The sequence below is a fragment of the Roseovarius sp. ZX-A-9 genome, from assembly GCF_028369135.1.
In the GTDB taxonomy this organism is placed as follows: domain Bacteria; phylum Pseudomonadota; class Alphaproteobacteria; order Rhodobacterales; family Rhodobacteraceae; genus Roseovarius.
In genome coordinates this window covers 35,410-58,281 of the sequence record NZ_JAPWHW010000001.1, presented here as the reverse complement: position 1 = coordinate 58,281, position 22,872 = coordinate 35,410, and the positions used below count along the sequence as shown (strand labels likewise).

22 protein-coding genes are annotated in these 22,872 nt (G+C 61.1%); 17 read left to right on the top strand and 5 right to left on the bottom strand.

The genetic code is table 11. The features are described 5' to 3' along the window. Nucleotides 1-57 precede the first annotated feature (57 nt). A complete protein-coding gene (locus O3306_RS00295) occupies nucleotides 58-528 on the top strand; it encodes an Hsp20 family protein (protein ID WP_272001728.1) in 471 nt (156 codons plus the stop codon). 234 nt (nucleotides 529-762) lie between these two features. Here O3306_RS00295 and O3306_RS00290 read toward each other — a convergent pair whose 3' ends face one another. Then, on the bottom strand, nucleotides 763-2,232 hold the full coding sequence (locus O3306_RS00290; RefSeq protein ID WP_272001725.1) for an NAD-dependent succinate-semialdehyde dehydrogenase: 1,470 nt from the start codon (nucleotides 2,230-2,232) through the stop codon (nucleotides 763-765). Nucleotides 2,233-2,339: 107 nt separating this feature from the next. Here O3306_RS00290 and O3306_RS00285 point away from each other — a divergent pair, with 107 nt between their 5' ends. Beyond that, nucleotides 2,340-3,140 (top strand): alpha/beta hydrolase, encoded by an 801-nt coding sequence (locus O3306_RS00285; RefSeq protein ID WP_272001723.1) that lies wholly within the window; start codon nucleotides 2,340-2,342, stop codon nucleotides 3,138-3,140. Between the two features lie 17 nt (nucleotides 3,141-3,157). On the opposite strand, the gene O3306_RS00280 is transcribed toward O3306_RS00285, so the two are convergent. After that, the gene (locus tag O3306_RS00280; RefSeq protein WP_272001720.1) at nucleotides 3,158-4,153 is read right to left on the bottom strand and encodes a P1 family peptidase; all 996 of its coding nucleotides are present in this window, start codon (nucleotides 4,151-4,153) and stop codon (nucleotides 3,158-3,160) included. Nucleotides 4,154-4,319: 166 nt separating this feature from the next. Between O3306_RS00280 and O3306_RS00275 the strand changes: the two genes are divergently transcribed. Next, nucleotides 4,320-5,528, top strand: coding sequence for an aminopeptidase P family protein (locus tag O3306_RS00275; RefSeq protein WP_272001717.1), 1,209 nt, complete (start codon nucleotides 4,320-4,322; stop codon nucleotides 5,526-5,528). A gap of 130 nt (nucleotides 5,529-5,658) precedes the next feature. Here O3306_RS00275 and O3306_RS00270 read toward each other — a convergent pair whose 3' ends face one another. Continuing rightward, nucleotides 5,659-6,252: a VPLPA-CTERM sorting domain-containing protein gene (locus O3306_RS00270; RefSeq protein WP_272001714.1), complete on the bottom strand. Its 594-nt coding sequence runs from the start codon at nucleotides 6,250-6,252 to the stop codon at nucleotides 5,659-5,661. A gap of 354 nt (nucleotides 6,253-6,606) precedes the next feature. Beyond that, nucleotides 6,607-6,843: a VPLPA-CTERM sorting domain-containing protein gene (locus tag O3306_RS00265; protein WP_272001711.1), complete on the bottom strand. Its 237-nt coding sequence runs from the start codon at nucleotides 6,841-6,843 to the stop codon at nucleotides 6,607-6,609. Nucleotides 6,844-7,332: 489 nt separating this feature from the next. Between O3306_RS00265 and O3306_RS00260 the strand changes: the two genes are divergently transcribed. From O3306_RS00260 to O3306_RS00195, 14 genes are all read left to right on the top strand, one after another. Next, entirely contained in the window at nucleotides 7,333-7,566 is a 234-nt protein-coding gene (locus O3306_RS00260; protein ID WP_272001708.1) for a hypothetical protein, read from the top strand. Nucleotides 7,567-7,580: 14 nt separating this feature from the next. Beyond that, entirely contained in the window at nucleotides 7,581-7,961 is a 381-nt protein-coding gene (locus O3306_RS00255) for a hypothetical protein (RefSeq protein WP_272001705.1), read from the top strand. Between the two features lie 13 nt (nucleotides 7,962-7,974). Further along, the gene (locus tag O3306_RS00250; protein ID WP_272001704.1) at nucleotides 7,975-8,142 is read left to right on the top strand and encodes a hypothetical protein; all 168 of its coding nucleotides are present in this window, start codon (nucleotides 7,975-7,977) and stop codon (nucleotides 8,140-8,142) included. 14 nt (nucleotides 8,143-8,156) lie between these two features. Beyond that, nucleotides 8,157-9,572, top strand: a complete 1,416-nt coding sequence (locus tag O3306_RS00245; RefSeq protein WP_272001700.1) for an APC family permease — start codon at nucleotides 8,157-8,159, stop codon at nucleotides 9,570-9,572. A 68-nt stretch (nucleotides 9,573-9,640) separates the two neighbouring features. Then, nucleotides 9,641-10,339, top strand: a complete 699-nt coding sequence (locus tag O3306_RS00240) for a hypothetical protein (protein ID WP_272001697.1) — start codon at nucleotides 9,641-9,643, stop codon at nucleotides 10,337-10,339. Beyond that, nucleotides 10,336-10,620: a hypothetical protein gene (locus O3306_RS00235; RefSeq protein ID WP_272001694.1), complete on the top strand. Its 285-nt coding sequence runs from the start codon at nucleotides 10,336-10,338 to the stop codon at nucleotides 10,618-10,620. Before O3306_RS00240 ends, O3306_RS00235 begins: the two co-directional genes overlap by 4 nt. A gap of 301 nt (nucleotides 10,621-10,921) precedes the next feature. Further along, nucleotides 10,922-11,188, top strand: a complete 267-nt coding sequence (locus O3306_RS00230) for a hypothetical protein (protein ID WP_272001692.1) — start codon at nucleotides 10,922-10,924, stop codon at nucleotides 11,186-11,188. Between the two features lie 10 nt (nucleotides 11,189-11,198). Then, entirely contained in the window at nucleotides 11,199-11,780 is a 582-nt protein-coding gene (locus tag O3306_RS00225; protein ID WP_272001689.1) for a DUF1523 family protein, read from the top strand. A gap of 74 nt (nucleotides 11,781-11,854) precedes the next feature. Continuing rightward, entirely contained in the window at nucleotides 11,855-13,318 is a 1,464-nt protein-coding gene (gene pdxR / locus O3306_RS00220) for a MocR-like pyridoxine biosynthesis transcription factor PdxR (protein ID WP_272001686.1), read from the top strand. A gap of 248 nt (nucleotides 13,319-13,566) precedes the next feature. Beyond that, on the top strand, nucleotides 13,567-15,342 hold the full coding sequence (gene xsc, locus O3306_RS00215) for a sulfoacetaldehyde acetyltransferase (RefSeq protein ID WP_272001683.1): 1,776 nt from the start codon (nucleotides 13,567-13,569) through the stop codon (nucleotides 15,340-15,342). A gap of 24 nt (nucleotides 15,343-15,366) precedes the next feature. Then, on the top strand, nucleotides 15,367-16,419 hold the full coding sequence (locus O3306_RS00210) for an acetate/propionate family kinase (RefSeq protein ID WP_272001680.1): 1,053 nt from the start codon (nucleotides 15,367-15,369) through the stop codon (nucleotides 16,417-16,419). Next, on the top strand, nucleotides 16,409-19,237 hold the full coding sequence (locus O3306_RS00205; protein ID WP_272001677.1) for a molybdopterin oxidoreductase family protein: 2,829 nt from the start codon (nucleotides 16,409-16,411) through the stop codon (nucleotides 19,235-19,237). The genes O3306_RS00210 and O3306_RS00205 overlap by 11 nt, the downstream gene beginning before the upstream one ends. A 106-nt stretch (nucleotides 19,238-19,343) precedes the next feature. Further along, nucleotides 19,344-20,108, top strand: a complete 765-nt coding sequence (locus O3306_RS00200) for a 4Fe-4S dicluster domain-containing protein (protein ID WP_272001676.1) — start codon at nucleotides 19,344-19,346, stop codon at nucleotides 20,106-20,108. Nucleotide 20,109: 1 nt separating this feature from the next. Then, nucleotides 20,110-20,991: a dimethyl sulfoxide reductase anchor subunit family protein gene (locus O3306_RS00195; protein ID WP_272001674.1), complete on the top strand. Its 882-nt coding sequence runs from the start codon at nucleotides 20,110-20,112 to the stop codon at nucleotides 20,989-20,991. A 134-nt stretch (nucleotides 20,992-21,125) separates the two neighbouring features. Here O3306_RS00195 and rpsA read toward each other — a convergent pair whose 3' ends face one another. Next, nucleotides 21,126-22,808: a 30S ribosomal protein S1 gene (gene rpsA / locus O3306_RS00190; RefSeq protein ID WP_272001672.1), complete on the bottom strand. Its 1,683-nt coding sequence runs from the start codon at nucleotides 22,806-22,808 to the stop codon at nucleotides 21,126-21,128. Between the last annotated feature and the right edge of the window lie 64 nt (nucleotides 22,809-22,872).

The following is a 22,872-nucleotide window of genomic DNA, read 5'->3' as shown; positions in this document are numbered from 1 at the left end:
GCCTGTCCCTGAAGGGAAGGCCTTACCATATCGTTATCGCTCAATGGAGGATGACCCATGCGAAACTTTGATCTGGCTCCACTTTACCGCGCCACTGTCGGCTTTGACCAAATTGCGGACATCATGGACCGCGTTCGGTCCAGTGACCTGACCCAGTCGACCTATCCGCCCTACAATATCGAGAAAACCGCTGACGATGCGTATCGAATTTCGATCGCGGTCGCGGGTTTTGCCGATTCCGACCTGTCGGTCGAGGTGAGAGAGGGAGCGTTGATCGTGGCCGCGCGCAAGGCGGATGACGACTCGACCCGTACCTATCTGCACCGCGGCATCGCCACGCGCGCGTTCGAGCGTCGCTTCCAACTGGCGGACCACGTTCGGGCGAGCGGCGCGACCCATGCCGACGGGATGCTGCATATCGATCTGGTCCGTGAAGTGCCCGAGGCGCTGAAGCCACGCCGCATCGCGATCGAGAGCGCGGCGGCGAATGTGGACAAGGATGTGGTTGACGCGAAAGCCGTGAACTGACCGACACCCTCATATGACCGAGATGAGGCCCGGCATGTAGTCGGGCCTTTTTGTGTGAAGCGACATTTTCTTCGCGAAGAAAATGGGAACAGAAACTTCGCAAATTTTCTGGAGCGTCACTTTGACGGGTGAGCTTTGACGCTGCCGGAGGATTGAGTAGCTTCTTCGAAGAAGAAGGAAAAAGGCGCGCCGTTTTCATGCGGCGCGCCTTTTGGTCTTGATGGTCAGTCAGTCTCAGACCGACATGCAGATATACTTCATCTCCACGAAGTCCTCGATCCCGTGATGGCTGCCTTCGCGGCCAAGGCCGGACTGTTTGACGCCGCCGAACGGGGCAACTTCGGTCGAGATGATGCCGGTGTTCACGCCGACGATGCCGTATTCCAGCGCCTCGGCCACCTTGTAGACGCGGCTGAGATCCTTGGCGTAGAAATAGCTGGCCAAGCCAAAGATCGTGTCATTGGCCATGGCGATCACGTCATCTTCGTTCTCGAACTTGAAGAGCGGTGCCAGTGGGCCAAAGGTTTCGTCCTGTGCCACCATCATGTCCTGCGTGACGCCGGTGAGGATGGTTGGCGGCAGGAAGTACCCGCTCCCTGACATCGGATCTCCTCCGCCCATCACGACCGACGCGCCCTTGGAGGTGGCATCGGCCACGTGTTCCTGAACCTTGGTGATCGCGTCCGCGTTGATCAGCGGGCCAAGCTGGGTGCCGTCCTCGAGGCCGTCACCGATCTTGAGGGCCTTGACCGCAGCGGTCAGTTTCGCTGCGAAAGCGTCGTAAACACCGGCCTGCACGTAGATCCGGTTCGCACAGACGCAGGTCTGGCCGTTGTTGCGGAACTTGCACATGATCGCGCCTTCGACGGCGGCGTCAAGATCGGCGTCGTCGAAGACGATGAAGGGAGCGTTGCCGCCCAGTTCCATCGAGCATTTCATCACCTGGTCGGCGGCCTGACGCAACAGGATGCGACCGACTTCGGTGCTGCCGGTAAAGGTGATCTTGCGCACTGCGGGGTTTTCGCAGAATTCCTTGCCGATCTCGGAGGATCTGGACGAGGTGACGATGTTGAACACGCCCGCGGGAATGCCTGCGCGCTCTGCCAGAACACCCATGACTGTGGCCGACAGGGGCGTTTCCGCAGCGGGGCGACCCACGAAAGCACAGCCTGCAGCCAGCGCCGGGGCTGCCTTGCGCGTGATCATCGCGTTGGGGAAGTTCCACGGTGTGATCGAGGCAACAACACCGATGGGCTGCTTGATCACGGTGATGCGTTTGTCACGCTGGTGGCCGGGAATCGTTTCGCCGTAGATGCGCTTGGCTTCTTCGCCAAAGAATTCGATGAAGGACGCGCCGTAGGCAATCTCGCCCTTGGCTTCGGCCAGCGGCTTGCCCTGTTCGGCGGTCAGGATGGTGGCCAGATCGTCCTGGTTTTCCATCATCAGGTCGAACCATTTGCGCAGAACGATCGCGCGTTCCTTGCCGGTCCATTTCGCCCATTCCTTCTGCGCCGCCTCGGCCCCCTTGATGGCGTCTGCGACCTGTGCGCGGCTGAGATCAGCCACGTTCGCGATCACGTCGCCACGGGCCGGGTTGGAAACCTCGAAGGTCTCATCACCGGTGATCCATTCACCGTTCACATATGCGGCCTCGGCCAGCAGGGAGGGGTCTTTCAGAAGGGCCTTCAGATCGGTGTCGCTCATGGCTTGCGTATCCTTTTCGATTTAGACGCAGCGCGTCCATTTTTGTCTCGAACCGGCTAAGCATCTTGGACTAGTCTTGTCCAGTATTCCGTTAGAGGTAATTCACCATGGAACTGGACGATGCTTACGCCAACATGCCCTATATTCCGGGGTCCGAGACCTATCCGGGTCGGTGGGCCGCCGCTGCTGCCGCCTACCGCGCCGAACTGGGCGAAGCAGAGCGCGCCAGGCTGGATATTTCCCATGGTGCGTCTGAGCGCGCGGCATTCGATCTGTTTTTGCCGGAAGAGACGCCAAAGGGCCTGTGTGTCTTTGTGCATGGCGGCTATTGGCTGAAATTTCACCGCGATCTGTGGTCGCATTTCGCTGCCGGAGCCGTGGCGCGGGGCTGGGCGGTGGCGGTACCGTCCTATGACCTTTGCCCCGCAGTGCGGATCAGCGAGATTACCCGCCAGATCGCGCAGGCGGTGTGCGTGGCGGCGGGCCGGGTCCGGGGGCCGATTGTGCTGACCGGGCATTCGGCGGGCGGGCATCTGGTGGCGCGCATGGGCATGACAGGGATGTTGCCGGCACCGGTCGCGGAGCGGATCGCGCATATCCTGCCGATATCGCCGGTGGCGGATCTGCGCCCGCTGATGCGCACCTCGATGAACGCCGATTTTCGCCTGACCGATGAAGAGGCGGCGGCGGAAAGCCCGGCCTTGCATCCGGCGCCGGATGCACCGGTGTCGGTCTGGGTCGGCGGCAACGAGCGGCCGGTGTTCCTTGATCAGGCGCGGTGGCTCGCCGAGGCATGGGGTGCGAAGCATGTGGTGGTGCCGGGCAAGCATCACCTGGATATCATCGAGCCACTGCGCGATCCGGCCAGCGATCTGGTCGAGAGCCTGCTTTCTCCGTCCGGGGTCTGACCAGCGGCGGGCAGGCGTTAGCCAAATTTTTCGTGCCATGTGGGCAGGCGATCGCCCGGCGCTTGTGTGGCGGTGTAAACCGCCCGCGCGATGGCCCGTGCCATGCAGGTTGAGGCGCTGTGCCCGAGCAGCATCGGGTCGTAGACCGGATCGGCCAAGGGGCGCGCGCCGGTGCTGACGGCAAAGATCAGATCACCGTCCATCGGTGTGTGTGACGGCACCAGCGCGCGGGCGAACCCGTCATGCGCCGCCGTGGCCATGCGCGTGCATTGCGCTTGGGTGAGGGTGGCATCGGTGGCGACGATCCCGATGGTGGTGTTGGCGTGCTGGCCTAGCTTCGTGGCCGGGATCTGGGTGCCGGGGTAATCACGGGCGGGGCCCTGGCCGCCGAATTCTGCACCGATCTCGAAAGGGGCGGCCCAAAAGGCGGGGCTGTCACCGACGGTCGCCGACCCCAGCGCATTGACCGCCACCAGCGCCCCCACCGTATGCCCCGAGGGCAGCACCAGCGACGCGGAACCCAGCCCGCCTTTGAGATTGGCGGTGGTGGCGCCCGTGCCTGCCCCGGCCGTGCCGAGCGCAAAGCGCGGGGCAGCGGCCCGCATGGCCGCAGCGCCAAGGGCCTTGTATGGGTTTTCGGACCAGTCCTTGTCGCCACCGTTCAGCAGATCGAACAGGATTGCGCCGGGCACGATGGGCACGCGGACGCCGCCCACGGGGAACCCGCGCCCCATGCCGTGCAGCACATCCATCACGCCGGACGCCGCATCGAGGCCAAAGGCCGACCCGCCCGACAGCGTCAGGGCATCGACCTGCTTTACCGTCTTGTCGGGGGCCAGCAGATCAGTCTCGCGGGTGCCGGGCGCGCCGCCCATGACATGCATCCCCGCGGTAAAGGGGGCATCCCCCACCAGCACCGTGACCCCGGATTTGAGCGTGCCATCGCTGGCATTGCCGACGCGCAGGCCGGGGACATCGGTGATCAGGTTCAGCAGACCGGGTTTGGCCGTCATGTTTCGGGCTCCTCGCCTAGGCTCAACTTTATCTTGCCAGAATCCGAAAAATCGGCAAGGAGAAGGGCAGGGCCAGAGCGATGGCGTCGCCCGCCCGGATGGGCGAAGGTCCTGCATTCCCAACTGTCCTGAACGCCGGGACCTTTCTTTGATTAGGAGGGTCGATATGACTGAACGTCCTGAAATGTACCGTCTGCACAATGGTGAGAAGGCTCCTCTTGCCTTTGAAGTGTCGGAATACGAAGCGCGGGTGGCGGGCCTGCGCAAGATCATGGCGGCGCAAGGTGTCGATGCTGCCGTGTTCACCTCGATGCATAACATCGCCTATTACAGCGGTTTCCTCTACTGCTCGTTCGGGCGTCCCTATGGTTTGGTCGTCACGGCCGACGAGGCGGTGACGATTTCCGCGGGCATCGACGCGGGCCAGCCCTGGCGCCGGTCGTTCTGCGACAACATCACCTATACCGACTGGCAGCGTGACAATTACTGGCGCGCGGTCCGCTCGGTTTCGGGCGAGGGCAAGGTCATCGGCTATGAGGGCGACCACCTGACGCTGGTGCAGCAGAGCAAGATGAACGCGTTTCTGAAGCCGTCGAAGGCGGTCGATCTGGCCGAGGCGACCATGCGCCAGCGTATGCACAAGTCGCCGGCGGAAATCGCGCTGATCCGCAAATGCACCGCCATTGCAGATGTCGGCGGCTACGCGATCAAGGACGCCGTCAAGGTCGGCACCCGCGAGATCGACGTGGCCATGGCCGGGCGCGACGCGATGGAGCTGGAGATCGCCCGCGTTTTCCCCGATGCCGAGTATCGCGATACTTGGGTCTGGTTCCAGTCCGGGATCAACACCGACGGGGCGCATAACCCGGTCACGGGCCGCAAGCTGGAGCATGGCGATATCCTGAGCCTGAACGCCTTCCCGATGGTTTCGGCCTATTACGTGGCGTTGGAGCGCACGATGTTCGTCGACGAAGTGGACGCGGCCAGCCGGAAAATCTGGGAGGCGAACGTGGCCGCTCACGAATATGGCATGAGCCTGCTGAAGCCCGGCGTCAGTTGCGCGGAAGTGACCAACAAGATCAACGAGTTCTTGGAAGAGCGCCAGTTGCTGCAATACCGTACGTTTGGCTATGGCCATTCCTTCGGCATTCTCAGCCACTACTATGGCCGCGAGGCCGGGCTGGAGCTGCGCGAGGATACCGACACCGTGCTGGAGCCCGGCATGGTCATCTCGATGGAGCCGATGCTGACTCTGCCCGAGGGCCAGCCGGGCGCCGGCGGCTACCGCGAGCATGACGTTCTGGTGATCACCGAAGAGGGCAACGAGAATATCACTGGCTATCCCTACGGCCCGGATTTCAACGTGGTTGGTTAGGCCCTATTGGGTGCATGGCCCTTGTCGGGCATCGCGTCTGACATCAATGCTGACAAATGCAAGAGGGCGGCCCGATCTCCGGGCCGCCCTCTATCATGTTCGGTGCTGCCGCAGAAATCTGCGGGCAAAGTTACGCCGCGCGGCGACGCCGCCACAGCCCGAAGAGGCCCATCGCGCCTGCAAGCAGCGGCAAAGAAGCCGGAACTGGCACCGCTGACATGGGAGCGACATCATAGGTCAGAGAGCCGGAAAAATTACGGGGCGAGAACGGACTTCCCCCAAATCCTGGACTACCCACGCCCTGCCCTTGAAAGATCGAGATATCCGCGTTCGAGACCCATGCATCGCCGATGGCCCCACTGCCGTTCTGGTATCCAAGTAATGAATTGCCCGATGTTCTGAGGAAAAACAGGCCATAGGTCTGGCCAGCCGAAAAGACCTGATCTGCAACATCCCAGGCAACTGGATCGTTCCATCCTGGCGAAACCAGTCCCGTTATTGAATCAGCTAGAGTCCACCCGGTTGAACTGTCCAATGTCCCCACATAGCTGCCGGGTCTGATCCAGAACTGCACATCTGCGGTCCCGCTGACGGAAAAAGCCAGATCGACATCTGTCAGGGTGATGTCCTGCGGCCCGACTTGGATATCAAAAGCATTGCCATTTAGGCCGTTATTTGCCGCAAAGCCGCCCGAAATGGTTGCAGCGTGCGCCGCTACGGTCATAGCTGTCAGCACAGAGCCCAACAGCAAAGATTTGATGAGATTTATAACATTCCCCGGTTTCAATTTAACATTTAACACGAACTCGAACTGTCGGCTGATAACCTACCCGGGGTATTGGGTGCATTAAAAATTTCTTTTTGTTGCTATGGTTTATCCTATTAGCGACTCCCAAGGGCGTCTCGCAGCTTTGGGTGTAGCTCGCCTCGACTCCCGCATTGTTTCCGAATTGGAGGCAATGCGGGACGTAGGGGGGTATTAGTGGATTTCACGAAACTCAAGGCCCGAAGCAACGCCAATGGGCCGTCTCTCTCACGCTGAAACGCTTGGGTTCCAGCGTGAGAGCGCAGTATTGCCTTACGCGGATTGTTTCTTCCGACGTCTCAGGGCGGCTACTCCCCCCAAGGCCGACAGGAGAAGCAAGCCACCTGCCGGGAGCGGCACTGGTGTAACCGAGTTGATGTTGATCCCGGTCATCGCAACACTCTGACCTTGGTAGAAGGCTTCAAATTCGATCCGGTATTCGCCCTCTGCGGCGCCAATGAAGTTCTCTAGTGCTGTGCCCGGATTGTTGAAGAACTCATAATACCGCAACCAGATGGCGCCCCTGGCGGGCATCCTGTCAAGCTTGGCGACGCTTCTCGCTCGGTGGATACTCAACCCATATCGGGGGCGATCCAGGTCGACAGAGAGCCACGCTGTTTCATCCTCTCATTGCGGGATGAGCAACCCCTGATCCCATACCTTGTGGGGGTCGAACTGCGCATGACCTTCAAGTCTTGCTGGAATCGCAAAAGGAATCCGCGCAGAATTGGAGCAGTCAAGCTGACCAAATCCGATTCGCATACGTAACAAAGTCACGCAATGCGTCCATGGGGTGTTATTTTGTTTCGTCAAGCTTGACAAAACGCCGCAGGTTTCGTTTCCTGCAGGGAGAATAACTTTACCAGTGGACAACGTTGGGAACAGGCAGCGCCTGCATTGCGCTGCTATTTTTGTCGGAAATTAACAACGGGGAGGAACCTAATGGCAGACTTAACGGCACGAATCGAAAGTATGCACAGGCGAGATGTGACGGTCGCCGTGGCCTTTGTCATCGGCTTATGGATTGCAATTTCTTTTGTCGCGATTGCCACGTGGTCGCTGGCACCAAGTAGCGGTGCTCGCACGATGCTGCTGATTGGCGGGGCCACATTGCTGCTGTTCAACACGGCGGCCATCATGGCGATGCTGCGCCATTACCGCGAAGATCGCGATTTCATGTACGGGCTGGATATCAAGTTTCTTGACATCGCCCGCGCGCAGAAAAACCGTTAAGGAAGGATCTGGAAATGGCAGATTATATCCCTCCCGTTCAGAGCAAGTTCGGGCAGATGATCGATGTTATCGTGCTTCTGGCGCTTGCAATTGGCGCGCTCTACATGCCGTTGTGGTTGGGGCTGGCCGGTAGCGCACACACCTCGAATGTTCCGGATAACCCCACTTGGGAGAGCCTCGGGCAGAATGCCACGATGGTCGAGAAGTGGAACCAGCTTGGCTACACGGAAGCCGCCGAAGCGGCCGAGCTGATCACGGCGCGTTTTGACTATTCCTTCTCGATCCTCAGCCTCTTGGTGATGATCGTGGTGGTCGTGGGCTACTACGCGATCATCCTGCGCTTTTCCGAAAAGGAATACCGCGACGTAATTTCCGAAAAATTCGGCGACAGATAGGAAGCGTTTGAACATGGATATCTGGAATATCATTGAATACGCCGCATGGGGCCTGTCCGCGATCTTCGGCCTTTATATCATCTTTGACTGGATCAAAGTTGACAGCACGTACAGCGACGAGGAGCTGATGTCCTCCCGCGAGGGCGAGCTTGAAGCTATGACCGAAGATCACACACTCTGAACGGGGAGAAGAAGATGTCTGAAACGGATATCACGTCCAAAACAATGGATGGAATGGGCCCCGGAGGGACCAAGATTGGCCTTGCACGGGTTCTGGGACCAGCGCACGTCTGGGGCCTTGGCGTCGGGATCGTCCTTGTGGGCGAATACATGGGCTGGAACTTTTCGGTTGGTAAGGGCGGCGCCTACGCCGCTTTGCTGGCCTGCTGGTTCGCGGGGATCTTGTATTCCTGCGTTGCGATGATCGACAGTGAGGTCACATCGACCGTGGCAGCGGCTGGCGGACAATACACGCAGGCCAAACATATCGTGGGGCCGCTGATGGCCTTTAACGTCGGGCTATACCTCGTCTTTGCCTACACGATGCTGGAGGCCGCGAATGCGATCACCTTCGGCTTCTTGATCGACACGGTGGCGGGGATGACGGGCCACGAGGGCCTTGATGAAAGACCCTTCATCATTCTGGCGATCATGTTCCTGGCATGGTTGAACTATCGCGGCGTTCTGGCGACGCTGACCTTCAGTCTGATCATCACGGCATTTGCGTTCGTCTCGATCATCGTGCTGTTCCTGTCGACGACAGTGTTTCTCGGAGAGAGCCCGCTGCGCCACACGGAACTGATGACAGATCTGCCATATGGTTGGCTCGGCGTCTTGGCGGCGATGCATTTCGGCCTTTGGTATTACCTCGGGATCGAAGGCACCTGTCAGGCAGCAGAAGAAGTTCGCTCGCCTGCCCGCTCGCTTCCATTCGGTACATTGGCAGGCATCATGACGCTGCTGATTGCGGCCTCGCTGACATGGTATGTCTGCGTTGGCCTGATGCCATGGGAGTATCTCGGACAAGCCGGCGTTCCGCTGTTTGATGCCGCGCGTATGACGGGTTCGATGGGCCTGATGGTTCTGCTGGGGATCGGCACGATGTTTGCCACGCTGGCCTCGGCCAACGGTTGCATCAACGATGCCAGCCGCGCATGGTTTGCCATGGGCCGCGATCACTACCTGCCGGATTGGTTCGGGGCGGTACATCCAAGGTTCCAGACACCGTATCGTGCAATCATCTTCCTGGTGCCGATCGCGTTGATCTTTGCACTTGGCGCTCCTTTGGATCAGGTCATCACCTTCTCGATCCTGTCGGGCCTGCTGGAATATACCTTCATGCCGCTGAACGTGATCCTGTTCCGTCGCAAATGGCCGCTGAACACGATCAAACGTGGGTATGAGCATCCGTTCCACCCCATCCCGGCGATCGTCCTGCTGACCTTGTGCGGCATCACGTTCTTTGCGGTGTTCCTCGGATACGGTTCGCAGTTGGTGGCGATGCTCTCGTTCTACATCGTCGTGTCGCTGTGGTTCCACTTCTGGCGCTATCGCTTTGTGCGGCGCGCGGCGCAGTTCACGATGCCGTGGCCACGCCCGCAAGGATACTGATAGCTAGCGACAACCGAACCGGCCCGCCCTGATGGCGGGCCGGTTCTCGATTTGAAAGGACAGGCTGCATGGACCGCGTTTTGTTGACGGCGATGATACTGGTGCTGGGCGCAATCGTCGCGACGCTGGCGGTCAATTTGCGGCGGGCTGCACGGGCGCGCAGTGGCACGCGCGGGGCCTTTCTGAATGACTGCCACGCTCTGCTGTCGCAGCCGCGGACCCAGACCGCCCCCACCGGGTATCCCCGTCTGGCCGGGAAATATCATGGCGTTGAGGCGGATATTCAGGTGATGTCCGACACTTTGACCTTTCGCAAACTGCCGGCACTCTGGGTGCTGGTCACGCTACCCGGTCCGCTGCCCATCGGGGCGACAGTGGACCTGATGATCCGGCCCATGGGGGTCGAGCCGTTCTCGCGTTTCCATAAGCTGAACACCCAAGTGGATCGGCCAGAGGACTTTCCAGAGGATTGCGCCATTCGCACCGACAGCAAGGCTGACATGCCGTCCGAGGCGCTGGTGCGGGCCCATTTGCATCTGTTCGATGATCCGACGGTCAAAGAGTTGGTGATTTCCCCAAAAGGCGTGCGTCTGGTGTTCCTCGCCGATGAAGCACAGCGCAGCCGCTACTTGATCTACCGTGATAATGAGATGGGGCAGGTGCCCCTGCCGGCTGACCGTTTGGCATCCAAACTGGATGCGCTGTTGACGCTGCGTGCAGATGTGCTGGACGAGGACGCATCAGAAGTGCGACGACTGTCCGCATGAGCATCGTTACACGCCCTCCCGTCCAGCCGTACCTGGTCCTTGCCGCGGCAATCGTCCTGCCCGCATCCGGCCAGGTGCTGAACCGGCAACCCGTGCGCGGTTTGGTATTCTTGTTCTTTATCCTGCTTTTGGGCGGATATACCCTGCAAACGGCAGCACCTGACGTATCGATCGTTGGCAAGCTGGCCGGAGGGATCTTCGTCTATGCGATGGCGATCTACGACGCCTATAGAACGGCGCGCATCCGCTATGAGGTCTGGCGCGCGGCAAAACGCCAATAGGCGGTGGCCGCAAGCGCCGTCCGGCCATGAGTTGCCCAATGCATTCTTCGCCTGATCCACATAGAACCCCGGCACGCCGGGATGGGGGGATTTGGCGCTTCGGGTCTGGGGCATCCCTTCGATTGATGTCTGCAAAGCGTAGCACCGAAACACATCCTGACGATCAGATTTTGCGCCGCTGCTGGTAATCCGGCATCCGGACGCCCATTTTAAGTGGCGCGGGCAACATGCGGAGAGTGGACAAATGCGCGCCACGCGGTAGACAGAAAAGACAGGGATAAATGACCGGGGAGGCGCAAGGATGTTGGCATTGCTCAGACTGATGGTCTTTGGCTTTCTGTTTCTGAGCGTGATCTACGTCGCATTATCGCTCTACTCCCGGTCGGTCCGTTCGGCCAAGCTGCGCCAGCAGTGGGAGGATGACGGGCGTCCCGGCGAACGCGATGCGTTTGTCGCTGCGGGGCTGAAGGAATATGATGGGTCGGTCCGACGCAAGCTGATCCTGCTGGTCTATATCGTGCCGATCGCCGTGATGAGTACGATCATCTACCTGACGAATTTCAATTGAGGGGGCCGGTATGGTCTATGTGAAGTGGGTGTTCTGGGGCACGTTCTGGGTGCTGGTGGCGGCGTTTTTCCACTATACGCTACCTCAGCACGATATCGCCCGGATCACCGACACGTATGAAAAGCGCGTGGATTTCGGTGAAAACTCGATCTTCTGGTCCCACGCAGCGGCAGGGGATTCTCCGGCTACGGTGAATCGGGACGTGTTTTTCATCCAGGCATTCCGCACCGATGACCGGCCGATGATCTACCGCAACGAAGATACCGGCTGGGGATGGCCGCCTTATTTCAAGTTCGACACCTCCAACTTGCAGGCCGAAGCAGCGGATCTGATTTCGAAAAAAAGCGCCACGAATGCGCAGTGGGTGGTGATCAAGCATTACGGCTGGCGCAACGAATTCATGTCGATCTTTCCCAACGCCATTAGCGTGCGCGCGGTCGACGGCCCCGATGTGCGGATTATTCCGTGGCTCAATATCGTGATCCTGACCCTGTTCGCGGCCCTCTGCTGGGGGATACGCGCCCGCTGGAAGAAGTTCCGCCGCAACAGGATCGACCCGCTGGTGGATGATTATACGGATGGTTGGGGCTAATTGCGCCGGGAGACATTGATCCAATCCGGTCAGACCAGATTGTGCGCTGCGTAAGTCCAGTCTAACGTCTGCATATGGCAATTTCGGTCGAAACCTTTTTCCTCGATAGCGACGCACAGGGGACGCTTCAGGCGCAGATTCAGCAGATGATCGCCGAAGGCATCCTGTCGGGTCGCTTCGCCAAGGGTGAAAAGCTGCCTTCGTCGCGCAAACTGGCGGCGCATCTGGGCGTGAGCCGCATCACCGTGACGCTGGCCTATACCGAGCTTCAGGCGAACGACTACCTGAGCGCACGCGACAGATCGGGCTTTTACGTGTCCGACAATGCGCCCGAACCGCCGCGCTTTGCCCCGCGCCATCCCGGCCAGGACCGGATTGATTGGTCGCGCGCGCTGGGGCGGCGTTTTACCGGTGGGGCGACGCCTGAAAAGCCGCAGGATTGGTCCGGGTATCGCTACCCGTTCATCTACGGGCAGGCGGATCCAAAGCTGTTTGATCACGCCAACTGGCGGCACTGTGCGTTGCGCGCATTGGGGCAGAAGGATTTTCATGCGCTGACCACCGATTATTACGATCAGGACGATCCCAAGCTGATCGAGTTCGTCGCGCGCCACACATTGCCCCGGCGCGGCATTCTGGCGGAACCCGAAGAAATCCTGATCACGATGGGTGCGCAGAACGCGCTGTGGCTGACGGCGCAGGTGTTGCTGACGCAGCGGCGCACGGCGGTGATCGAGGATCCGTGTTTTCACGCCCTGCGCGATATCCTGACCCAGTCGCGCTGCCATTTGACAGCGGTGCCGGTGGATCATGACGGGCTGCCGCCGAACGCATTGCCCGAACAGGCCGACGTGATCTTTACCACTCCCAGCCACCAATGCCCGACCAACGCGACCATGCCGTTGGCCCGGCGCAAGGCGCTGCTGAAAAAGGCACGGGAAATGGATGCGCTGATCGTCGAGGACGATTACGAGTTCGAAATGGCGTTTCTGGGTTCGCCGTCGCCATCTCTCAAATCGCTGGATCGGGACGGGCGCGTGATCTATGTTGGCAGTTTCTCGAAATCCATCTTTCCGGGCCTGCGGCTGGGCTATCTGGTCGGCCCGCGCCCCTTTATCCGCGAGGCGCGGGCGTTGCGCGCCAGCGTGCTGCGCCACCCGCCGGGGCACATGCAGCGCACGGCGGCGTATTTCTTGAGCCTGGGACATTATGACAGTCTGATCCGCAAGATGAGCCAGGTCTACGCGCACCGCCGTCAGGTGATGGAGGCCGCGTTGGCGGAACATGGGCTGCGCATTGCCGGTCGCGGCGTCTTTGGCGGGTCGTCGATCTGGATGCGGGCGCCGGACGGGGTCGACATGACCGAGGTGAACGAGAGGCTGCGCATGCATGGCGTGCTGATCGAGCCGGGCGCGCCGTTCTTTCACGACCCCGATCGGGCGCGAAATTTCTACCGCCTGGCCTATTCCTCGATTCATGCAGATCGGATTGCGGCGGGGGTCGCATTGATCGCCAGTGAATTGGAAGGCGCGCGCTGACGTGTCATGGCGCCTTGGCAAGTACCTTATATCGCCGGAAGTGCAGGGAAATAAGGCGTAGGTTCATGCGTGGCAATGCCGGCGCTAGGGTGTCGTGTGCCCTATTGAGGCGCCAAGTCTCAATTTCCAGCCACTTGGACCTAATCTACGCACCCAACTGGCCCTATAAGGGAGTCTGGCGCGGGAGTAGTTTCCGACGCAGAACAGTGATGAATGCGCGGCATGCGCCCAGCCCGAGGACAAACCCGATGAAAATGACAACCGAAGAAGCTTTTGTGAAAACCCTTCAGATGCATGGGATCGAACATGCGTTCGGAATCATCGGCTCGGCCTTCATGCCGATCTCTGACATTTTCCCCGCCGCGGGCATCACCTTCTGGGACTGCGCACATGAGGGATCGGGCGGGATGATGGCTGACGGCTACACGCGCGCCACCGGCAAGATGTCGATGATGATCGCGCAGAACGGCCCCGGCATCGCCAACTTTGTTACCGCCGTGAAAACCGCCTACTGGAACCATTCGCCGCTGTTGCTGGTGACGCCGCAGGCTGCAAACAAGACGATGGGGCAGGGCGGATTTCAGGAAATCGAGCAGATGAACATGTTCGCTGATTGCGTCGCCTATCAGGAAGAGGTCCGCGACCCCTCCCGCGTGGCCGAAGTGTTGAACCGGGTCATCCTGAATGCCCGGCGCGCCAGCGCGCCTGCGCAGATCAATGTGCCGCGTGACTACTGGACGCAGGTGATTGATATCGACCTGCCGCAGATCGTCGAATTCGAACGCCCCGCTGGCGGCGAGGCGGCACTGACCGAGGCGGCAGAGCTACTGTCGAACGCCAAGTTCCCGGTCATCCTGAACGGCGCCGGTGTGGTTCTGGGCAACGCCATCGGCGCGTCGATGCAACTGGCCGAGCGGCTGGATGCACCGGTTTGCGTTGGCTACCAGCATAACGATGCCTTCCCCGGATCGCACCCTCTGTTCGCCGGGCCGCTGGGCTATAATGGGTCCAAGGCCGGCATGGAGCTGATCGCCAAGGCCGACGTGGTTCTGGCGTTGGGCACGCGGTTGAACCCGTTTTCGACCCTGCCGGGCTATGGCATCGACTACTGGCCCAAGGACGCCAAGATCATTCAGGTGGATATCAACCCTGACCGCATCGGCCTGACCAAGAAGGTCAGCGTGGGCATCATCGGCGACGCCAAGAAAGTGGCGACCACGATCCTCGACAAGCTGGCGGACGGTGCCGGTGATGCGGGGCGCGAAGAGCGCAAGGCGATGATCGCCAAGACCAAATCGGCCTGGGCGCAGGAACTGACCTCGATGGATCACGAAGAGGACGATCCGGGCACCACCTGGAACGAGCGTGCCCGCAGCGCCAAGCCCGATTGGCTGAGCCCGCGCAAGGCATGGCGCGCCATTCAGGCCGCACTGCCCAAGAACGCGATCATCTCCTCCGACATCGGCAATAACTGCGCCATCGGCAACGCCTACCCGTCCTTTGAGGAGGGGCGCAAATACTTGGCGCCCGGTCTCTTTGGCCCTTGCGGCTACGGACTGCCTTCGGTCGTCGGCGCCAAGATCGGTTGCCCGGACGTGCCGGTGGTCGGCTTCTCCGGTGATGGCGCGTTCGGCATCGCGGTGACTGAACTGACCGCGATTGGCCGCCCCGAATGGCCCGCTGTCACGCAGATCGTGTTCCGCAACTACCAATGGGGCGCGGAAAAGCGCAACTCGACCCTGTGGTATGCGGACAACTTCATCGGGACCGAACTGGATGAACAGGTCAGCTATGCCGGGATCGCCAAGGCCTGTGGGCTGAAAGGTGTCGTCGCGCGGACTCAGGACGAACTGACCGCGGCACTGGCGCAGGCCATCAAGGACCAGATGGAAAATGGCGTGACGACGTTGATCGAGGCGATGATCAATCAGGAGCTGGGCGAGCCGTTCCGCCGGGACGCGATGAAGGCACCCGTGGCCGTTGCGGGCATCAGCAAGGACGACATGCGCCCGCAGAAGGTATAGGCCAGATCGAATGAGCCATACCGTATGAACCAGAGCACGCGCGCCATCCTCGTCATCAACGCCGGATCGTCCTCGATCAAGGCGGCGGTGTTCGGGGATGGCCGCGAACTGGCCCGCGCAGAGGCCGAGGTTTCGACCGACCACAGCGCAGCCTTGTCGCAGGTCATGGCGGCGCTGGAGGGGCTGGGGCACGGGCTGCGCACGGTGTCCGCTGTCGGGCATCGGGTGGTGCATGGCGGTGCGGATCTGTCGAAATCGGCTCGCATCACGCCCGAGCTGCGCGCGCAGGTCGCGGCCTGTATCCCGCTGGCACCGCTGCACAATCCGCATCACCTGACGGCGATCGACTGGATCACGCGGGCGGCCCCCGACCTGCCGCAATGCGCCAGTTTCGACACCGCCTTTCACGCCACGATCCCCGAGGTGGCCACCCGCTTTGCCCTGCCGGAGGGACCGTCGACGCAGGGCCTGCGCCGCTATGGCTTTCACGGGATCAGCTTCGCCGCGCTGGTCGATGCGCTGCCGCGCCAGACAGGCCAGCCGCTGCCGCATCGCCTGCTGGCGTTTCATCTGGGCAATGGCGCGTCGATCTGTGCCATACGCGCGGGGCGATCCGTGGCCACCACGATGGGATACTCGCCCAATGCCGGGCTGACCATGGGCACCCGCAGCGGCGACATCGACCCTGCCGCAGTTCTGGAACTGGCTCGCCGCATCGGCATCGACGCGGCAGCGCGTCTGCTGACCCATGATTCGGGTCTGAAGGGGCTGTCCGGGCTCAGTGCGGATATGCGGACGCTGACCACCTCGACGACGCCGGGGGCAAAGTTCGCCGTCCAGCATTTCTGTTATTGGGCCGCACGCCATGCCGGATCGATGATCGCGGCAATGGGGGGCGTGGACGCAATCGCCTTTACCGGCGGAATCGGTGAAAACGCGGGTGGTATCCGGGCGGAAATTCTGGACAATCTCGGCTGGGCGGAAGATGTTCCTGTCTTAATCGTCCCCGCGCAGGAAGAAGCATTCATCGCCCGTGAGGCGGCCAGACTGATAGAAGGACCGTCAGATGCCAAATGATCAGCCCGTGCTTGACCTGTCACCAGCGGTATCGGACGAAGTGCGCCGCACTACTTGCTACATGTGCGCCTGCCGCTGCGGCATCAACGTACACATGAAGGACGGCAAGGTTGCCTATATCGAGGGCAACCGCGATCACCCGGTCAACAAGGGCGTGCTCTGTGCCAAGGGCAGTGCCGGCATCATGCAGGTCAACGCGCCGTCGCGGTTGCGCGCGCCGATTAAACGGGTCGGGCCGCGCGGCTCGGGCGAATTCGAGGAAATCAGCTGGGACGAGGCGCTGGGCATCGCGACCGACTGGCTGGCACCGATCCGCGAGAATGATCCCGAGAAGCTGGCGTTTTTCACCGGGCGCGACCAAAGCCAGAGTTTCACCAGCTTCTGGGCGCAGAATTTCGGCACGCCAAACTACGCCGCGCATGGCGGCTTCTGTTCGGTCAACATGGCGGCGGCGGGCATCTACACGATGGGCGGCGCGTTCTGGGAATTTGGCCAGCCCGACTGGGACTATACCAAGCTGTTCCTGTTGTTCGGCGTCGCCGAAGATCATGACAGCAACCCGATCAAGATGGGTCTGGGCAAGATCAAGGCGCGCGGGGCAAAGGTGATCGGCGTCAACCCGATCCGCAGCGGCTATAACGCCATTGCCGATGACTGGGTCGGGATCACGCCGGGCACGGATGGGCTGTTCATCCTGTCGCTGATCCACGAATTGATGAAGGCGGGCAAGATCGACCTCGATTACCTGGCGCGCTACACCAACGCGCCGGTGCTGGTGAACGGCGATCCCAAGTCACCCGAATGCGGCCTGTTCCTGCGCGATGGCGAGGGTAAGCCGCTGGTGATCGACCGCAAGACCGGCAAGCTGGCGGCGTTTGACAAGCCCGGCGTGCGCCCCGACCTGCACGCCACTCATCGCGCGGCGGGCATCACCCACCGCCCGGTCATGCACCTGATGGCCGAGCGGTACCTGGATCCGCAATATGCGCCCGAGGCCGTGGCGGAGCGCTGTGGCATCACCCCCGACAAGATCAGGGCGATCGCCGCCGAGATCGCCCGCGTCGCCTTTGACGAGGCGTTCGAGCTGGAACACGAATGGACCGACTTTCGCGGCGAGACCCACAAGACGATGCAGGGCCGTCCGGTCAGCTTTCACGCGATGCGCGGTATTTCGGCCCATTCCAACGGGTTCCAGACCTGCCGCGCGCTGCATGTGCTGCAGATCCTGCTGGGCACGGTCGAGGTGCCCGGTGGTTTCCGCTTCAAGCCGCCATACCCCAAGCCGGCCACCGCCCACCCCAAGCCGCATGTCGGCGTGAATGCCGGCGCGCCGCTCAACGGGCCGCATCTGGGCTTTGTGCAGGGGCCCGAAGACCTGGCGTTCAAGGAGGACGGCACGCCCGCGCGCATCGACAAGGCGTTTACATGGGAAAATCCGATGTCGAGCCACGGGATGATGCATATGGTCATCGCCAATGCGCATGCCGGCGATCCCTACAAGATCGACACGCTGTTTCTCTATATGGCGAACATGGCGTGGAATTCGTCGATGAACACCGCCGGCACGATGCAGATGCTGACCGATACCGACGAGAACGGCGATTATGTCATCCCGCGCATCATCTATTCGGACGCCTACAGTTCCGAGATGGTGGCCTATGCCGACCTGATCCTGCCCGACACCACCTATCTGGAGCGGCATGATTGCATCAGCCTGCTGGACCGGCCGATCTGCGAGGCCGATGCGATGGCCGATGCGATCCGCTGGCCGGTGATCGAGCCCGACCGCGACGTGCGCGGCTTCCAGTCGGTGCTGTGCGAGCTGGGCGCGCGGCTGAACCTGCCGGGATTCGTGAACGATGATGGCAGCCAGAAATACGCCGATTACGCCGATTACATCACCAATCACCAGCGACGCCCCGGTATCGGCCCGCTGGCGGGCTGGCGGATGGGCGAAACTGGCCTGCAACATGGGCGCGGCGGCAGCAATGAGGCCCAGCTAGACGCCTATATCAAGAACGGTGGCTTCTTTGCCGCGCATATCCCGGAGGCTGCGACCTACTACAAGCCGTGGAACACTGCCTATCAGGACTGGGCCGTCAAGATGGGGCTCTATGACAGCCCGCAGCCCTATATCTTTGAACTCTACGTCGAACCGATGCGCAAATTCCAGTTGGCCGCCGAAGGCCACGGTGACCACCAGCCACCCGATCACCTGCGCGACCGGATCAAGCAGACCCTTGATCCGCTACCGATCTGGTATCCCGCGCTGGAAGACGATCATGTGGACGTGGATGAATACCCCATCCACGCGCTCACCCAGCGGCCGATGGCAATGTATCACAGCTGGGGTTCGCAGAACGCCTGGTTGCGGCAGATCCACGGGCGCAACCCGCTCTATGTTCCGACGAAAATCTGGCAAGCCAACGGTTTCGCAGATGGTGACTGGGCGCGGGTGACATCGCATCATGGCACGATCACGGTGCCGGTGGCGCATATGGCCGCGCTGAATGAAAACACCGTCTGGACCTGGAATGCCATCAGCAAGCGCAAGGGCGCCTGGGCGCTGGACGAGGACGCGCCGGAGGCCACCAAGGGCTTCTTGCTGAACCACCTGATACACGAGCTGCTGCCCGAACGCGGCGACGGCATGCGCTGGGCCAATTCCGATCCGGTCACGGGGCAGGCGGCATGGTTCGACCTGCGCGTGAAGATCGAGAAGGTGGAGGCCCCGGAAGAGGCCGCACCGGCTTTCCCGCCGCTGCGGTCGCCTGTGGGAAAAGGACCGGGAAAACTGGCATGGAAGGTGGGGAAATGATGTATCTTCTGGCCCTGAATATTCCGGGGGACGTTGGGAATTCTTCGAACTCAGAACGTTGGGGGCTGGCCCCCCTGCACGCCCGGACCAAGCACGGAGCGCCTGAATGACCAGCCTTCCCGCATCGACGAAGAAGAAACTCGGCCTCGTGATCGACCTCGACACTTGCGTCGGTTGCCATGCCTGCGTGATCTCTTGCAAAGGCTGGAACACCGAGAATTACGGCGCGCCGCTCAGCGATCAGGACCCCTATGGCGGCAATCCGTCGGGCACGTTCCTTAATCGGGTACACAGCTACGAGGTGCAGCCTCTGGCGACCTCGACGATGCCGCACCCGGCGGCGCAGTTGATCCACTTCCCCAAGTCCTGCCTGCATTGCGAGGACGCGCCCTGCGTGACCGTCTGCCCGACCGGTGCCAGCTACAAACGCGTCGAGGATGGGATCGTGCTGGTCAATGAAAGCGATTGCATCGGCTGTGGCCTCTGCGCCTGGGCCTGCCCTTATGGTGCGCGCGAGATGGACGCCGAGGAAGGCGTGATGAAGAAATGCACCCTTTGCGTCGATCGCATCTACAACGAAAACCTGCCCGAAGTGGATCGCGAGCCGGCCTGCGTGCGGACTTGCCCGGCGGGGGCGCGGCATTTCGGCGATTTCGCCGACCCTGACAGCAATGTGAGCCGACTGACCGCAGAGCGTGGAGGCATGGACCTGATGCCAGAGCAGGGCACCAAGCCAGTCAACCAATACCTGCCGCCGCGGCCAAAGGATGCGTTGGACCAGATCGACGTGCTGGCGCCGTTCCTGGAGCCGGTCGTGCAAGAGCCATCGGGCTTCCTCGGCTGGCTCGACCGAACACTGGAGAAAATCTGACATGCATCCGGCGCCTTCCGTCATCGTCTTTACCACGCTTTCCGGCCTTGGCTTCGGGTTGCTCTTCTGGTTGGGGATCGCGATGCCCGCCGTCACCGGCTGGTCGGCCTTTGCCTTCTTCGTGGTGGCCTATCTGCTGGCGGTGGGTGGGCTGATCTCGTCGACGTTCCACCTTGGTCATCCTGAACGCGCGCTCAAGGCTTTCAGCCAATGGCGCTCCTCATGGCTCAGCCGAGAGGGTTGGGCGGCGGTGCTGGCGCTGGTGGTGATGGGGCTGTACGGCGCGGGGCTGGTGTTTCTGGACCAACGCTGGAGCCTGCTGGGCTGGATCGGGGCGGCGCTGTCGCTGGGCACGGTCTACACCACGTCGATGATCTACGGGCAGATGAAGACCGTCCCGCGCTGGAAAACGCCGCTGACCTCGGCGCTCTACCTGTCGTTTTCGCTGGCAGGGGGCGCGTTGCTTGCCGGGCAGGTCAGTTTTGCGCTGATCCTGTTGCCCCTCGCGGCCGTAGTGCAGGTGCTGTGGTGGAAGCGTGGCGACACGGCGCTGGCGTCAAGCGGCACGAATCTGGGCACCGCGACCGGGCTGGCAAGAGACGGCGCGGCAGTGCGCGCCTTCGAGCCGCCGCACACGGGCACCAATTTCCTGTTGCGTGAGTTTGTATATGTCATCGGGCGCAAACATGCGCAGAAGCTGCGGATGATCGCGCTGGGTTTGGGCTTCGTACTGCCGGTCGTGCTCTTGCTTCTGCCCTTCACGCATCTGTTCGGCGCGCTGGCGGTGGTGAGCCATCTGGCGGGCATTGCTGCATCGCGTTGGCTGTTCTTTGCCGAGGCCGAGCATGTGGTCGGGCTCTATTACGGCAAGCGCGCCGCGTGACCTGATCGAGCACGCTATAGCGTGCGCATTATCATCATTTGCAAACACGCAGTCGGGGGCAAAAGATTGCCCGCGCATGAAAAAAGGCCCCGCCGGTGAGGCGGGGCCTTTGATGTTTCTGGCTTGGTGGGCGCTTAGTCGTCGGTGGACTTCAGCGCGGCCCCAAGGATATCGCCCAGCGATGCACCCGAATCGGAGCTGCCATACTGTTCGACGGCTTCCTTTTCTTCGGCAATCTCGCGTGCCTTGATCGACAGGCCCAGACGGCGGGTCTTGGCGTCCACGTTGGTCACGCGCACATCGACCTTGTTGCCGACCGAGAAGCGGTCAGGGCGTTGCTCGGCACGGTCACGGCTGAGGTCGGAGCGACGGATGAACGATTTCATGCCCTCGTATTCGACTTCGATGCCGCCATCCTCGATCGCGGTAACTTCGACCGTGATGATCGAGCCGCGTTTCACGCCGCCCACCGCTTCGGCGAACTTGTCACCGCCAAGCGCCTTGATCGAAAGCGAGATCCGCTCCTTGTCGGTGTCGACTTCGGAGACAACCGCCTGGACAACGTCGCCCTTGCGGTAGTTCTGGATCGCGTCTTCGCCGCGCTCGTCCCAGCTGATGTCCGAAAGGTGAACCATGCCGTCGATTTCGCCGTCGAGACCAATGAACAGACCGAATTCGGTGATGTTCTTGACTTCGCCTTCGACCTCGGTGCCCTCGGGATGAGTTTCTGCAAACACTTCCCATGGGTTACGCATGGTCTGCTTGAGGCCAAGCGACACGCGACGTTTGGCCTGATCGATTTCCAGCACCATGACTTCGACTTCCTGAGAGGTCGAAACGATCTTGCCGGGATGCACGTTCTTCTTGGTCCAGGACATTTCCGAGACGTGAACGAGACCTTCAACACCGGGCTCCAGCTCAACAAACGCACCGTAGTCGGTGATGTTGGTCACGCGGCCAGTGTGTGTCGATTCCAGCGGATACTTGGCAGCCACCAGATCCCACGGATCGTCCTGAAGCTGCTTCATGCCAAGGCTGATACGATGGGTTTCCTTGTTGATCTTGATGACCTGAACCTTGACCGTCTCGCCGATCGCAAGGATCTCGGAGGGGTGGTTCACACGGCGCCAGGCCATGTCGGTCACGTGCAACAGGCCGTCGACACCGCCGAGGTCCACGAACGCACCGTATTCGGTGATGTTCTTGACCACGCCGTCAACATTCTGGCCTTCGGAGAGGTTGCCGATGACTTCGGCACGCTGTTCGGCACGGCTCTCTTCGAGGATGGCGCGACGCGAGACAACGATGTTGCCGCGACGACGGTCCATTTTCAGAACCTGGAAGGGCTGCTTGAGACCCATCAGCGGGCCTGCGTCACGCACGGGGCGCACATCGACCTGAGAGCCCGGCAGGAATGCCACGGCACCGCCCAGATCAACCGTAAAGCCGCCTTTGACCCGGCCAAAGATCGCGCCTTCGACACGCTCTTCGTCGGCATAGGCTTTTTCCAGACGATCCCAGGCTTCCTCGCGGCGGGCCATCTCGCGCGAGATAACAGCTTCGCCACGCGAGTTTTCAGCCGAGCGCAGGAAAACCTCTACTTCATCGCCGACAGCGATTTCAGGGGCTTCACCGGGATTTGCGAATTCTTTGAGATCGACACGGCCTTCCATCTTGTAGCCGACGTCGATGATGGCTTGTCCCGCTTCAACCGCGATGACTTTGCCTTTGACAACTGTTCCCTCTTCGGGCGTGTCCAGTTCGAAGCTTTCGTTCAGGAGGGCTTCGAAATCCTCCATAGATACGTTTTGAGCCATGTGGCGTTTCTATCCTAACTAGTGTTGTGTCTGGCCGTGCGGTTGTCTCCGCCGGTCTTGAGGG